The sequence below is a fragment of the Winogradskyella sp. 4-2091 genome, from assembly GCF_045765065.1.
In the GTDB taxonomy this organism is placed as follows: Bacteria; Bacteroidota; Bacteroidia; order Flavobacteriales; family Flavobacteriaceae; genus Winogradskyella.
Genome location: NZ_JBJKOD010000002.1, coordinates 470764 through 486375 on the forward strand (window position 1 = coordinate 470764; position 15612 = coordinate 486375).

Below are 15612 nucleotides of genomic sequence, written 5' to 3' on the forward strand. Positions count from 1 at the left end.
CTCTTGCAGGATATTTAAGCTTATTTTTTATGATAACATATATATCATATTGGTTAGGTATCACACCAAACATTTACACTATATAATTGACATTAGATTACAACATATCAACTTCTTTATTGCAACTAATTACTAGTGAACAGGCTTATCATTATCGTATTATCCCAATTGAAGCGAAAAATGGAACGTTAAAATTTAAGTCCGATAAAATATCTAAAGACCTTAAACAAGAATTACAGATTGTTCTCAATAAAAATATTGAATTGATTGAAGATACTTCAGGAAACATTCAACAATATTTAAGTGTCAATTTTAGACAAAGCAATCAAAACCAAACCGAAGATTTACATTACAGTACGGATTTTTTAGAAAAACTATTATTTACAGCCAAAGACATTGGCAGTAGTGACATTCATTTTGAACCTTATGAACATAAGTGCCGCGTACGTTTTCGTTTAGACGGTAAACTGAAAGAACAGTTTATAATTCCGATTCAGGAATATCCAATCATTGTAAATAAACTTAAAATAAAAGCAGGACTAGACATTTCTGAAAAACGTTTACCACAAGATGGTCGTATTACAATAAAAACAAATACGAATGAATTTGATATACGTGTTTCTTCCTTACCAACACTTCACGGTGAAAAAATAGTATTGCGTATTTTAAGTAAAGATGCTAATCATATTCAACTAAAAGAATTAGGCTTTACTGAAGAAGAACTAAAAACCTATAAAGAAACTGTTAAAAAACCAAATGGAATCATTTTGATTTCCGGTCCCACAGGTTCAGGTAAGACCACAACCTTATACGCCACTTTAAAGTTGTTAAATGACGACCAAACCAATATTTTAACAATTGAAGACCCTATTGAATATACACTTGAAGGCGTTAACCAAGTTCAACTCAAAGAAAATATAGGGCTTGATTTTGCGAGTACTTTACGTACTTTTTTACGTCAAGATCCTGATGTGATTATGGTTGGTGAGATTCGTGATGCTAAAACAGCGAATATGGCTATTCGTGCTGCCTTAACAGGCCATTTAGTATTATCAACCATACATACCAATTCTGCTTGGTCAACAATTTCTAGATTAATTGACATGGGAATTCCTTCATTTTTAATAGCCAGTACTTTAAATGTAAGCGTAGCACAGCGATTAGTTAGAAAACTATGTGATAATTGTAAAGAAGAAACAAACATCTCAAAGGGGTTGTTCCCTTCGAATTTTGAAATACCAAAACACTTTACAACTCATTTTAAAGCTGTAGGGTGTAATAATTGCTATCATACAGGGTATTCTGGCAGAAAAGCCATTTACGAAATCATTCCAATAACAAAAATATTAGTAGAACATATTAAAGATAATGACTTACAAATTGATGATTACATTAAGGAAAATGATATTTCGACCTTAAAAAACAATGCCTTTAAACTAATTGAAGAAGGAATAACATCAATCGATGAAGTTTATGCTTTACTTTCTGATTAACCTCTAGAAAATAAGCTTATTGAAATAATTTCCAACATAATGGAAAGCGACATGAAAAAAATATTATACATACTATTACTAGTTAATTTCACTTTTGTCTTTGCACAAAAGGAAGATCAACGTATTCAAAAAATCAGGAATCAATTAACGGCTTTATCAACTGAAAATGCTGGACTAACTGAAAACTTAAAGACAGAAGTAAGCATTAACAATATTACACTTTCTAATTTCTTACTTGCTATTGCTGAAGTCCATAAGTTAAATTTGAATGTATCCCAACAACTCAACCAAATTTCCATTTCACCTAAATTTCCTAATGTAATTGTCACAGATCTTTTAGTCTATCTATGTAAGGAATACGATTTAACTATCGATTTTACAGGAAGTATTCTTTCAGTAAAGTCTTACCAAAAAGTGCCGGAAGCGCCAGAAGAACGCGTTATTCCAATATCTTATAATCAAAAGAACAATACGATTTCATTTGACGCTAAAGCGGATAAATTGTATGATTTATTTAAAGGAATTATGGACAAAACAGGAAAAAATCTAGTTTTCTCTCCTGGCCTTGAAAATAGAGTAATTACAGCTTATATTCAAAATATTCCTTTTGAAGCTGCAATGGATAAACTAGCGTTTTCAAACAACCTTTACGTAGAAAAATCTAAAGATGGCTTTTTTGTATTTGAAGACAATACAGAAACTGTTATTGCAAATGCCGATACCTCCAATCCACCAAGGCAACGACCAATAAGACGTCGGAATTCAAATTTCTATTTTAAAATATTAGATTCTGAAAAACAAATTCTTGAAGTAGATTTTGTTAATACACTAGTTGCAGATATCGTTAATGACATAGGCAATGAACTTAACATTAATATATTTACAGCAACACCACTTAGTGAAGCTGGAGAAATAACTTTTAAAACAGAACATATTAGCTTCGATGATTTATTAGTTAAAATATTTGAGTCTAGTTCAAAAACCCCATCCATTTCTAATAACACATCAACCCGACAGACTGATAACACTCAGAATAATTCAGGAGACATCAATAATATATTTACGTTTAAAAAAGAAGGCAACGTTTACTTTTTTGGCACAGAAAAACAGTTGAGTGTTCGTAATGTTGAAATTGTTTATTTGCAATACCGCTCTGTAGAACTATTATCAGATCCACAAGGTGGAAGTTCAATGAACAACAATTTTAATAATAACTTTAGAACAAACACCAATATCATTGGCCAACCAAATAGTAATAATAACTATTCCTCAAACCAAAACAGAGGTAATTCTAACTTTCAAAACAATGATAACAATGGGAATTCAACTTTTGGCAACTCAAACGCAAGTAATGCGGACTTGTTGAGTATTATTCCTGAAGAGATAAAAGAAGGACTAGAATTTAAAACTGATATTGAGCTCAACAGTTTTTATGTTACGGGCCCTAGTGCAAAAATAAATCGATTTAAAACATTTATTAATAAAATAGACAAACCAGTACCTGTAATATTAATCGAAGTTATGATTATTGAAGTCAACAGAAATTCTACGACAGACACAGGTGTTGAATGGGGAATCGGTGAAGACGCCGTTACTACGCAAGGAAATGTCTATCCAAGTACTGATTTAACTTTAGGAGCCCAAACTGTTAATAAAATAATTGGTGGATTTAATGACTTTAGCGGCTTTAATATAGGTAAAGTTATCCCTAATTTTTTTGCAACCATAAAAGCAATGGAAACCAATGGTGATTTTAAAATATTATCTACTCCAAAGCTCGCAACATTAAATGGACATCGCGCAAATTTCTCTAATGGTCAGACATCTTATTATACAATTACAGACCGAAACATCATTGGTGTTGAAAACCCTGTTACCAATGAGATTGTAAATTATGTTCCCATTGAAGCAGAACTAGGCTTAACCATAAAACCTTCAGTGTCTGGTGATGGTCATGTTTTATTAGATATTAGTGTTATTCAATCTAGTTTTGGAGCTCGTATTGCTGAAGATGCTCCACCAGATATAAACTCCAGAACTTTTACGTCTATTATTAGAATGCAAGATCAGGACATAGCTATACTAGGAGGTCTAGAAGAGAACTATAAGAGTAATTCAGGCTCAGGTGTTCCATTTTTAGCTAGAGTTCCAATAATTAAATACTTATTCAGCAGACGAACAAGAACGGCTAGAAAATCTAAATTATCAGTTTTAATTAAGCCAACAGTTATTTATTAATGCTAGATAAGATACTTAATTATTTGAAATATGGAAACCGGTTTTGTGGTATTGAGCATTATTCCAGTAATGGTAGGGATATTCTGCAACTATGTGTTTTAAAACAGTCTAAAAATGAACTGAACATAGAATTAGCTGCTAAATTTGAAACTACAGAAGAAGCGTCTAAAAAACTTTCTAAAAACCAACATGTTGTACTCGTTATTAATACCGACAAAGTACTTTCTAAAACTATTGAAAGTGAACAAAATGATGCTTTAAAAAATGTTTACAAGGCATTTCCTAACATCAATTTAGATGACTTTTATTTCGAAGTACTCTCGGAAAACAATACTCATTTTATTTCACTATGCAGAATAGACTATATAGAATCGATACTTAAAGATTATTCAGAGAAAAACATTCATATAATTGATATATCGTTTGGCAATACAATTATTTCTTCAGTAAAGCCATTTACAAATAGTAGAACAATTCATACATCAAATGCTATAACAACTATTAAAGACAGTTATATTGTCCAAATTAAAAAAGATGAAGTAGAACCTAACAACTATGATGTTAATGGTTTAACCGTGTCTAATGATCAAATTTTATCATTTTCAGCTGCTTTACAAGGGGTACTAAAAAATAGTACTACCAAAACAAATTTTGAAGAGAAAAAATCAGCCTTACTAAACGATTTTAAACAAGTTCGCTTTTTTTCTCAGTTCTTAAAACTTGGAGGTTTATTCATTTTGGTACTTCTACTCGTTAATTTCTTTTTCTTTAATCAATATTTTAATAAGGTTAATGATTTAAAGCAGGTTTCCGAAATCAATCAATCCACCAAAGGTCAAATCCTTAAACTCGATGAAATAGTTTCAAAAAAGCAGAAAATGGTTGATGATTTATTAAAAAGTAATGGATCAAAAAGCTCGTTTTATTGTGATCGAATTATGCAAAGTTTACCTCAATCTATTTTGCTTTCAGAATTTAATTATCAGCCCTTATTAAAACGGATTAAAGTAGATAAAGCTATTGAATTAGAGCGTAATAGTATAAGTGTTTCCGGCGCATCAAGTGATAGTGATGCGTTTTCAAAATGGATAGCCCTTTTAGAACAGGAAGACTGGATAGATAAGGTGGAGATTATTGATTATGGCTCAACTGCCTCGAGTGTATCCGATTTCCGCATTAAAATAGTTTTGAGCAATGAGTAAGAAACAGAAGAACATAGCGTTAATCATTGGTTTTGTTGTTGCCTTAATACTCTGCCATCAATTGGCAATAAGCAATACATTAGAGCAAAAAAAACAATATAACAGTTTGAAGTCACAAGAATTATTGTTTAAAAATGCGCCTAAACAATTATCATTATTAAAACAAAAAGAAGTGTATTACGATTCCCTACTAACCAAATACCAATTGGATGGTTCTTCCATTCAAAATAATCTTTTAAAGGTTATTAATGTATTTGCGAATGACAACAACCTTAAAGTCGTTAGTTTTTTAGAACCTCACTCCATTACTAAAAATGACCTTACAATTAAAACTTACGAATTTGTTTTGGAAGGTAATTATAATGCTATTAATCAGCTAATCCACCAATTAGAACAACAAACCAAATTTGGTGAGGTTATTAATTTGCATTTTGAAAAAAAGAAAAATTTTAGAAGTGGTAGGTATTATTTGCAGGCTAGGGTTTTGTTGCGGAGTTATGGGTAAAGATAAAGTGAGGTTTTATTGCTTAAAAAGCTATCCTAAAAACCCAGTGCTATCTATCTCTAAAACCGTGTTGTCATCATTATAATTCCTAGCACTTGAATATTTCCATTCCGTTGGATTGGTTACAAAACCAGTCTCTACTGGATTGTTATGGACATAATCTATTTTTTGTTTGATAACTTGGTCACTCCATAATTCTATTGGTTTGTTATGGTGTTGCCAAAATTGGTATTTGGTAGTGGTTGCGTTCTTTTTGCCTGCTCTTTCAAATAGCCATAGTAGTAATTCTTTTCTACTCTCCTGCGGATTATTTTCTATCGCTTCTATAACTTTCTTTGCCGTATGTCTTTTAAAATCTCTAAGTAATCCTGAAGGGTTATCGTTTGATGAACGAAAAACCAAATGACAATGACTTGGCATAAAACAATAGGCATATAACTCCATGCCTTTTTCTGCTCTCAATATTTTACACTATCTGCTAAAATATCAAAATAGATTTGCCTTGTAAAAACATCTATCCAATTTACCGTTGCGAAGGACACAAAATATAGACCAGATTTGTTATGGAATCTGTAATTTCTGCTCATAGCCTTAAAAATAATAAAAACTTATAAATGCTACCGCTAAGCTGCGCTTAGTGGCCGTAAAAAAACTACATTATTAATCTTATGGTAAAGAACAAAGCCATGATAAAATATCACAGCTTTGTGTTGATTACTCATACTCGCCACTAGTTACAAACTAGCGGTAGCTGGGGTTTTATTGCTTAAAAAGCTATCCTAAAAACCCAGTGCTATCTATCTCTAAAACCGTGTTGTCATCATTATAATTCCTAGCACTTGAATATTTCCATTCCGTTGGAATGGTTACAAAACCAGTCTCTACTGGATTGTTATGGGTATAATCTATTTTTTGTTTAATAACATGGTGACTACATAATTCTATTGGTTTGTTATGGTGTTGCCAGAACTGGTATTTACTTGTAGTTGTGTTCTTTTTGCCTGCTCGCTTAAACATCCAGAGCAACCATTCTTTTCTACTCTCGATTGGATTGTTTACTATTGCTTCTATAACTTTCTTTGCAGTATACCTTTTAAAATCTCTAAGCAGACCTGAAGGATCATCATTTGATGATCTAAACACAAAATGCACATGGCTTGGCATAATACAATAAACATATAACTCCATTCCTTTTTCTGCCCTACAGTAACTTATACTATCTGTTAAAATAGCAAAATAGATTTGTCTTGTAAATACATCTATCCAATTTATGGTAGCAAAGCTCACAAAATACAAACCTGCTTTGTTATGGAATTTGTAGTTTCTACTCATAGCCTTAAAAATAATAAAAACTTATGACTGCTACCGCTAAGCTGTGCTTAGTGGCCGTAAAAAAACTACATTATTAATCTTATGGCAAAGAACAAAGCCATGAAAAATATCATAGCTTTGTGTTGCTCTCATACTCGCCACTAGTTATAAACTAGCGGTAGCTGGGGGAAGAAGAAGAATTTTAGAAGTGGGAAGTTTTATTTACAGGCTAGGGTTTTTATTCGGAGTTTCGGGTAGTTATTTCTTTAAATTATATAAGTTTAAAAAGATTGCTTAACTATATTTTAAACTTTTCCAATATCAAATTTTTATGGTCAACTAAACAAACGACATAGCTAAAACCAGATTTCTACAAGTAATAAAACAAAAGCTATAAAGTTTATCATTTTAGCTTTTACTCTATTTATTTCTTACCCTTTAGTCACTAGTTACAAACATGCGGCAGCTAAAGATTTCAAGGACCAGTGTTTCATACCTACTGGGCTAGCAACAAGGTCATGACTTTTCAAATTACAGCTTTTTTTTAATTACTCATTTCGTAACTAGTTGAAAACTAGCATTACCCCATCTATCAGTAGCTGACAAGTTATACTTTCTAGGATCTTTATACATTTACTTCTTATGATGTAAATGTATAATTCATTACCTATTTCTTTATTTCAAATAGGTTCATAATATAAGAATTTTACCTTTGATGAATCTGAAGTTTTTATTCTAGAATCAAAAACTGCAGACCATTTTGAAATAGGTATTTCAATTACATTTTTCCAACCATCTTTAGAAGTAACTATATTATTGGTAACACCCTTTATTTCTTGCAAAGACGACCCAACTCGTATTCCTTCAACTGTAGAATACAGTTTATCCTTACAAATTATAGAAATTATTCTATCCTTATTGTCATTATAACATAAATCAAACAAACAGTTATTAATACTAACCGTCTCACATTCAGATAGAACTAAACCACCAAGCAAATAATTCACTTGTTCATTAGTATCAACTATTTTATAATCAAGAACATTATCAGCATATCCAAACTTATCATTCTTTTCTTTACAACTTAAACTTAACAACGAAAAAACAATTATCAAAATTTTATATTTGCAACTAATTACCATAAACTGATTCTTTTAATTTTTCTATTTGAGATTGATTAAATACTTTATCATCAGTACTTTTTCTGAAGGTCATATTTCTTAACCAAACCTTTAATGACTTTGTCATTTTATGAAGCGTCACAGGTACTGGCTGATCAATAGTGGTTATTTCCATTCCACCTAAACCAATCGAAGCAGTATTTTCGTAAGTTCCATCTGTGCAAGTTACAGTAGTACTATGTACGAAATGATTATTTCCTTTTGTCTCTTTCACAGGATCGTGTTGAAATATAATATCCCCCGTTTTCATATCACCTTCTTGAATTTCAACGTAGGAATCACCTTTTAATATTGTAGGCACTTGAGCAGGATTTATCCAAAAATCTCCATCAGCAAAAGTAACTCCATGGCAATTCGTATCAGCACCTGAGTTAGAAGTAACATTTCGATAAACCTTAATTGGGGTTTCATCATCAGCAAAGATATAACCTATTTCAAATACTAAATCCTCTTCTCCATCTTCTCCATGATAAAATACCTCTAGCTCTCCGTTAGTTACATAAATAACTTCCCCATCTTCATTTCTTCCAATATCTGCCCCTTCCGCATAACCAGAAACATTAATACCATTGCCATCAAAACTAGCACTGCCTCCATAATATGTTGTTGAACCCCATTTTTTATCAAACTCAGCATTATCATCTTTATCAATATCATCACTTTTAGTTGAATTTGCACCACTAGGATCTGCCCAAAATACAGGATTATTATCAAAAGCGGTATATGTACTCATAGAGTGATGCGTTATCGGATCTATAGAGGTCCAACGGGCAATCGCAGGATCATATTGCCTCATGTCCATTTCGTATAAATTTAAGCCTAAAGCTTCTTCAAATTCTTTTCCGTTGTATTTCCATTTTTGAGCTAAACTAGATGAAGTGACTACATTATTATAGCCTTGGTGTTTTAAACCAAAAGGATAGTAATTGTTTTCTTCTACTATTTCTAAAATTGGGTTAGATTCGCTACCTATGTTTTTATAAGATAATCTAACATTACCCAAATTGTCTGTATATTGATATACATAATCATAACCACTACCATTACGTTCAATATAACCTTCTGGATGACTGAAAAAACTTAATTTAAAAGGCTGCTCAAGGTTTCCGTTTTTTACGTAAATAAAATTACCAGAATATCTTGTGGTTGTCACATCAGTAATACTCTTATAAAAATATGTAGATATTCGTTTTTCTAATTTTACACCTGTAGCGTCATAAACATACTTTATATTCCCGTTAATACCATCGTTAGTGTAATTTGGGCTATACATATCAATAGACATGGGTAGGCTTAAATGATTATATTCTATATTAGTAATACCTTTGTTTAAATCTTTAATCATATTACCACTATTGTCATAAAGATAGTCATTTCCTTGTGAATTACCTTCCTTAAAACCATCCTCGGAAGCTAAATCTGTTAAGTCGGATAATTTATTACTTAATGGTGCATAACTATATATTAGGTCATCTATAACATCTATTTGGTTAGTCGCAACTTGCAGTCCCATACGCTTTAAACTATATATATTGCCATTTTTATCATAAGTAATATCAGATAAACTATAATTTTCAAATTCACCAGATGCCATTTCTAGTTCATAATTCCCATGATACGTGGCTGATTTTATACGATTAAGTGCATCATAATTATATTCATAACCTCTTTGTTTATTATCATTAGCTGTTTGCCAAAATATTTCGCTTATATTTCCGTTAAATAGGGCTGTATTATTTTGCTCTGGGTTATTATAATTAAGCTTTAATCCAAAAAGATCATTATTTGAAGTAAGACCGTCGTTTATACTTTTAAGCCAACCTCTTATATTGTATTTATAATCTACAGTTTGTAAACCTGTAGAATTTAAAGGGTCATTAGAAGCTTCTCCTCCTACTTTTTTACTTTCAATTTGCCCTAATTCGTCATAAGTTATTGAGCTTATCAGTTCCTCCGAATTACTATCAACAGTTTGTGTATGTGTCATATTACGGCCTGCGTGATCGTAAGTAAATTGATCTACGGTTGTTATCGCGTTGTTTCCACCATTTACATGTGAGCTTTCAGTCTCCAAAACCTTTCCTAAGAAATCTAAATCTGTTTTAATAAAATCCGTGGTATTCAAATAATCGTTTTTACTTGCAACATATAAGACTTGAGCTTTATCATTGTACTGAGTGATTGAAGTAGTCCAATAATCTGTTGTTAAAACCCTTACTTTACTACCTGTTGGCAGTGACTTTGTATTCATATCTATTGCATCATCAAAAACTGATGTGTTATCCGCTAAGAGGAGGCTCTGTGTATCAAAATTGTAATTGTCATAATAATTAATTGTATGAAGTGAAATATCACCAGTATTTGGATAAGCGTTATTTGTATAGTATAATTGAGAATTAGGATCAGTACTAAAAGTCATAGGAGTACTAGCTTTTGATTCAAACAAACTAAGGGTGCTTGTATTTAGACTACTCTGTATAATGGACCTAGTGCTATTAGTTTTAATTACGCCAGTATATGCCACTCTACCTAGAGCATCATATTTTATAAAACTCCACTCTTTTGGGGATTGAACAGACTGATATCCATTTTGCGTCATAATTGGTCGATCTAATCTATCATAAACCACATACTCTGCACTTTTTCCAGGAGTTAATTTCTCAATAATTCTATTTTTATCATCGTAAATATATTTATAGCATAAACCTACAACACTGGCACTGTTAACTGTTGCTGGATTTGGTGTTGTCATTACTGTATTTATCATACTTACCTCACCTTCACCTCGTATAAAAAGGTTATTATCTAGAATAGAAAATGTATAATAATAACCATTTCCAGAAATACTTCCAAGCTCCCTATCGATAATAGATCGTTTCATATTTAAGGATGCAACAATGCCATTTTTTAAAGCTAAAGAAGATGACAAAGAACTATTTATATTTAAGGTAACTATATCGTTTTCATCTATAGAGATATTTAAACCTCCTTGTCCTCCATATGAGTTTTGTAAATTGACATTAAGAATATCACTATTGGGATAAACCTCTAATTGTTTTTCATAATCAGCGGCAAACTCTGGATCTACCTCCACATAAGAAGTCCATGGGTAATTATATGAATATGAAAGCTTAATATTACTATTAAAATTTTGACTAATAGCACTAAATTCCCCTTTTCCTATTCCGCTTTTTTCAATAATTATTTCATTTCCTTTTATAATAAAAGTATATACAAAATCTGCTCCCTCAATGCGACCAAGTTCTGTATCTTTATAATTCCCATAATCTTTGAGTGATGTTAAAACGCCTTCTTTTAATGCAAATGCGTTTGTTGCAGAAAAACTTATATTTAATGTTACTGCTTCGCTATCTGCAAATGTTGTCACAGTAAAACCGCCTTGTCCATTATATTCATTTTCTATATCTGCATTAAGTATATCTATGTTGTTATAATCACTTAGTTTTTTATTGTATTCTTCTGCAAAGTTTTTATCTACTTCTACCAAATTAATCCATGAATAATTGGTTTGGGAAGCCACACGAAACCCTAAATCTCCTTCATCTACTATTTGATCGGAGGCTAAAGGTGGAACTACATATACTAAATTCCCAAAATCGTCGTAAACGTAATAAGTGTCATGAGTTTCACCATTTTCAAAACTTCTACTTAATAATGTTCTTCCTCTGTAATCTTTAAAAACTTGCGTAGTGTTATCATCACCATCAGAGATATTCCAATTTTCATTTTTTGTAATGAATTTATATAGTGGAGGTCTATAATTATTTTGAGATTCATCTACTTCATAATACCCATTATATATTAAAGAGGGATTACTTGTATTAGTTGTAGATGAGTACTGTACTTTAAACCACCTCACTAAATCATCATTAGACATTAATTTATATTCATTTTTTATCGTGTGCTCATTTGCAATTCCTTCTAACCAATCATTACCAGGAGCAGACTGTTCCACAACTAAGTTAAGTGGTGTCCCATCAAAAAATGTTTCGCTGTATGGGTTTAGAGTGTTTTCGTATTTTGAAGTGTTATAAAACTGTTGAGTTCTAGCTAGTGCATCAGTTCTATACATTCCGAAATTAGAGTCTGTAGATGCATAAGGAAGATATTGTTTTGACTGTCTTCCAAACTCATCATATTCTATATGATTAATTATGTCTTTAGAGTTTGGAGATAGCTTTACTGCAATTTGTTGAATTGGTCTTCCTAATCCATCATAATAGATAATACTTTCATTTTTTAAATCATCTGCTACACTTCCATCCGTTGTTTCTGTTTGATATATCGTAGTTTTAGAATAGTTCTCTGATGTCGTTTGAGCCAAAGCTATCGTTGACATTAGTATTACTGTTAAATTTAATAGTAACTTTTTCATGTCTTTATTAGTTTTGAAGTTTATAATTGTACTCATTTTCACTTAAAAGATTGAGATCTTTATCTCGGACAAATTTTAATCTATGAAAATCATCATACTCGAAAAACGCTGTTTCACCTCTTTCATCGGTAATACTTGTTACGCCTGTCATATGGTCATAAGTATATGATACTACATTACTTATTTCTTGAGATTGATTTAAAACTGCAATTCGCATTTTATTTAACCATAACCTTAAAGTATCTTCTGTGCTATCATTTGTATCTGCATTTGATAAACCTATTACATAAGATAAACTTTGTCCAAATTCACTTTGAAGCATCGTGTTTACTTGGTCGTATGTTGCACCATCAACAATAGCAATTGGGTACATATAATTATAGCCATATATTATGGCTTTATACAAACCACTCTTATCTTGATATTCAATTATGTTTCCATTAGCATCTCTACGCGTAATTACCGCAGATGGAGTTACTGAACCTGTTTTACTAAAGGTTTCAATTTTTTCCAATGCAAGAATGTTGTTTCCAAAATCTTTATAATGATGTTCTTCTTCACCGATTACAGTATAATCTCGATTTTTAAAAACAACCTTTAGTGGTGTGGCTAACCTGTTTTGAGTAATCAACTCATTAATATTTGGTAAATGATTAATGCTAGGTATATTTAAAGATTGATCGGAAGTGGTGGTATTTGCATATACAATTTGCTTAACCATTTGATAATCGTATCCTTCGTAATTGAGTTCTAAACATAGTTGATCTCCATCTTGAGTAGTATCATCACAAGTACTTTGACTTTCTTGAATTACTAAAGGATATTGGTCATCATAAAGATACTTTTGCATAGTTACTATTGGTTGCTCATTAGAACCATTTGCGTAATCTTTAGTAACAACAGACTCTAATAAGTGTCTTGCTATAGGTAAATTAATCACTTCTTTGTAAGCGCCACAACCCTCTTGGTAATCTGGACGAAATATAGATCCATCAGAATTATAACATCCCCATGTGTTATACGTAGAAGCTTTATTTAAATAATCTAAGGGTATATGTGTAAATTCCTTATGAGTATAATTATATTCTTTTGAAAACCTTATATCGCCAGATTGGTCATATACTATCTCTGATCTAATTTTGCCTCTTTTATAATCCAAATCAACAAACAATGAAGGGCTACTAATAATGCTCCATGCATTACTATATGCATTCGAATTAGTAAAAGTTTTGGTCGAGCTTAAATTAGCATTTGTTGAATACAAATAGGATGTATAACCATTAGCAACTCTATCTCTAACTTTAACTAAACTATAACCTACAAAGGAACCGTTATTAAATTCTACTTGAGATTGAGGTGTCATAAATGTGTCTATCCCAAAATAACTTGTAAGCTCAGAGAATGAGCTTGGACCGCTATAAGGATTCCAGTTTCTGTTTTTTAACCTAAAAACAGCGTAGTCTGGCATCCTCCCAATAGTTCCTGTATTATATTCATAATCCAAAATTTGCTCAAACCCGTTGCCATCTGTTATACTCTGAGATTTAATTCTCAACCCACCACCTTGTCTTTCACCATAATAATTGAATGTATTAAGTTCGTATTCATATGAATTACTTCCTCCAGTAGGAAACTGAATAGAAGTTAAAGTGTATGTTTTTGCATGATTTTCATTTGCCTCTAAAGAAAAATTACCAGGTAATACAATAGCACTACTGCTATAAAATGGTGTTATATTATTATTTTCAAAATAATATTTAGGAATTGGATTGCTTATTGAACTGTTATAAGACCCATTACTGTAACCAAGAAAATCATGAGCATAAGATTCACGAGGCGGCATTTCTACGGTAGTATTATACGTAAATACATGACCTGGAAGTTCTTCTAATGAGTTTAATGGATTAACATCATATACTCTATCTAATCGAAGACGTTTACTTTGAGGAGTATTACTTTCTATTGAAGATTGAAAATAATCATAATCTAATTTAACATGTTTTACTACAACATCATTAACATCTCTTACTATTACCTCAGTTAAAGCTTTATCACCTGTGTTATCTAATCTATCTAAGCCATAAATAAATTCTACTTCGCCTCCATGATATATAATTTTCTTTAATCTCTGAGTCACAGGGTATACTGTATGACTTTTATCTCTTGATGTTAAATTTGATAAATCTGTACCACCACCATAAGAATTCACTTTAGAATCTATATCATCATAAAAATAATTTGAATATTGCTCATACTCAAAACTTATCGTTTGACCTGTGGTTGAGTCAAACATCTCATCTAACCTAAAAGATTCAAACTTATATGAGAGGAAAGTATCAAAAGCGCTTTGGAACCTTGACAAATCAGGTGTACCAAAGCTATATTTTATACCATTTAATGAAGTTATATCTAAATTAGTAATTCCAAATCTACTTGTTGTTATATCACTTCCTGTAGAATCACTCAAATAATTAAGCGAAACCATCCCTAATGTCTCATTGATTAAATTCCCTTGATGCTCTAATTCAATTGGATCTGGAGAACCGTTAAGAAAAATAAAACCATTATCGTCAAGAATACTATAATGCCTTTTATGAATATAATTTGTTGATAAACCTGGTGCACTAACAGAAAAAACATCTGGTTCAGCGTCATTATACCTATTTAGTTCTGGAGTTGAGCTAACAAAAGGGGCTAAACAACCTAACCATCCAGATGGTGTAATATATGTTCCTGTAGAATTATTTGAAATTGGTCCAGGAGAATAAAAATCATCCATGCCTTTTACTATTTTAGAAACAACACCTCCAGCATTTAAACTCCAATTTAAACCTACATTAGAAGCCATGTCATTAACTTTAACACCAGATGTATTGTAAGACAGTGAAATTGGCACACTCATAGAGCCTGCTACCACTTGATATATTGGAATATTAATATTGGCTCTACCTGTATAGTTTGATACAGGAACAAATGTACCCTTTTGAAAAGCTGCTACATCTGGTGGTTGAACTGTTGGACTTCCCATTATTTGAGAAGCTTTGTAAATATTAGAATTTAGATTGTCCCCATAATAATCATCTTGAGCAATAGAGATATGAAATTGTGTGAGCGTTAAAACCGCCAATAAAAATTTAAGCTTGTTCATGGTGTCTCGGATTATAAACTTAGTATTAATTTCTTACAAAACTAAGCTAAAACGTACAGAAACAGACTCTTAAAACCATACTAAAAGTAAGGTAAAACCTTACTTTTAGTATGGTTTTAAGTGGTCCTTTACAGCCTA

Annotated in this window: 8 protein-coding genes and 1 pseudogene; 4 read left to right on the plus strand and 5 right to left on the minus strand. The window is 31.5% G+C overall.

What is annotated here, in order from left to right; translation table 11 throughout:
• The first annotated feature begins 86 nt into the window (after positions 1-86).
• Genes ACJBCC_RS04300 through ACJBCC_RS04315 form a run of 4 tightly spaced genes read left to right on the plus strand, consistent with a single transcriptional unit; the run spans position 87 to position 5438 of the window.
• Positions 87-1493 carry a GspE/PulE family protein gene (locus tag ACJBCC_RS04300; protein ID WP_407556489.1) on the plus strand — a complete coding sequence of 469 codons (1407 nt, stop codon included), beginning with the start codon at positions 87-89 and terminating at the stop codon, positions 1491-1493.
• 51 nt (positions 1494-1544) lie between these two features.
• Complete coding sequence (locus tag ACJBCC_RS04305) at positions 1545-3731, plus strand: type II secretion system protein GspD (RefSeq protein ID WP_407556490.1); 2187 nt, start codon at positions 1545-1547, stop codon at positions 3729-3731.
• A complete protein-coding gene (locus ACJBCC_RS04310) occupies positions 3731-4933 on the plus strand; it encodes a hypothetical protein (protein WP_407556491.1) in 1203 nt (400 codons plus the stop codon). The genes ACJBCC_RS04305 and ACJBCC_RS04310 overlap by 1 nt, the downstream gene beginning before the upstream one ends.
• A complete protein-coding gene (locus ACJBCC_RS04315) occupies positions 4926-5438 on the plus strand; it encodes a hypothetical protein (RefSeq protein WP_407556492.1) in 513 nt (170 codons plus the stop codon). Before ACJBCC_RS04310 ends, ACJBCC_RS04315 begins: the two co-directional genes overlap by 8 nt.
• A 30-nt stretch (positions 5439-5468) precedes the next feature.
• Here the strand turns inward: ACJBCC_RS04315 and ACJBCC_RS04320 are convergent.
• From ACJBCC_RS04320 to ACJBCC_RS04340, 5 genes and pseudogenes are all read right to left on the minus strand, one after another.
• Positions 5469-6025, minus strand: a pseudogene (locus tag ACJBCC_RS04320) (REP-associated tyrosine transposase).
• 187 nt (positions 6026-6212) lie between these two features.
• The gene (locus ACJBCC_RS04325) at positions 6213-6770 is read right to left on the minus strand and encodes an REP-associated tyrosine transposase (RefSeq protein ID WP_407556493.1); all 558 of its coding nucleotides are present in this window, start codon (positions 6768-6770) and stop codon (positions 6213-6215) included.
• 659 nt (positions 6771-7429) lie between these two features.
• Entirely contained in the window at positions 7430-7864 is a 435-nt protein-coding gene (locus ACJBCC_RS04330) for a hypothetical protein (protein WP_407556494.1), read from the minus strand.
• Between the two features lie 16 nt (positions 7865-7880).
• Positions 7881-12326: a DUF6443 domain-containing protein gene (locus ACJBCC_RS04335; RefSeq protein ID WP_407556495.1), complete on the minus strand. Its 4446-nt coding sequence runs from the start codon at positions 12324-12326 to the stop codon at positions 7881-7883.
• A 7-nt stretch (positions 12327-12333) separates the two neighbouring features.
• Positions 12334-15474: a hypothetical protein gene (locus ACJBCC_RS04340; protein ID WP_407556496.1), complete on the minus strand. Its 3141-nt coding sequence runs from the start codon at positions 15472-15474 to the stop codon at positions 12334-12336.
• Positions 15475-15612: the final 138 nt, after the last annotated feature.

Bases quoted from the DNA above. Each gene is read 5' to 3' on its own strand.
- ACJBCC_RS04340 (WP_407556496.1), bottom strand. From the start codon at position 15,474: ATGAACAAGCTTAAATTTTTATTGGCGGTTTTAACGCTCACACAATTT.
- ACJBCC_RS04325 (WP_407556493.1), bottom strand. From the start codon at position 6,770: ATGAGTAGAAACTACAAATTCCATAACAAAGCAGGTTTGTATTTTGTG.
- ACJBCC_RS04305 (WP_407556490.1), top strand. From the start codon at position 1,545: ATGAAAAAAATATTATACATACTATTACTAGTTAATTTCACTTTTGTC.
- ACJBCC_RS04315 (WP_407556492.1), top strand. From the start codon at position 4,926: ATGAGTAAGAAACAGAAGAACATAGCGTTAATCATTGGTTTTGTTGTT.
- ACJBCC_RS04335 (WP_407556495.1), bottom strand. From the start codon at position 12,326: ATGAAAAAGTTACTATTAAATTTAACAGTAATACTAATGTCAACGATA.
- ACJBCC_RS04310 (WP_407556491.1), top strand. From the start codon at position 3,731: ATGCTAGATAAGATACTTAATTATTTGAAATATGGAAACCGGTTTTGT.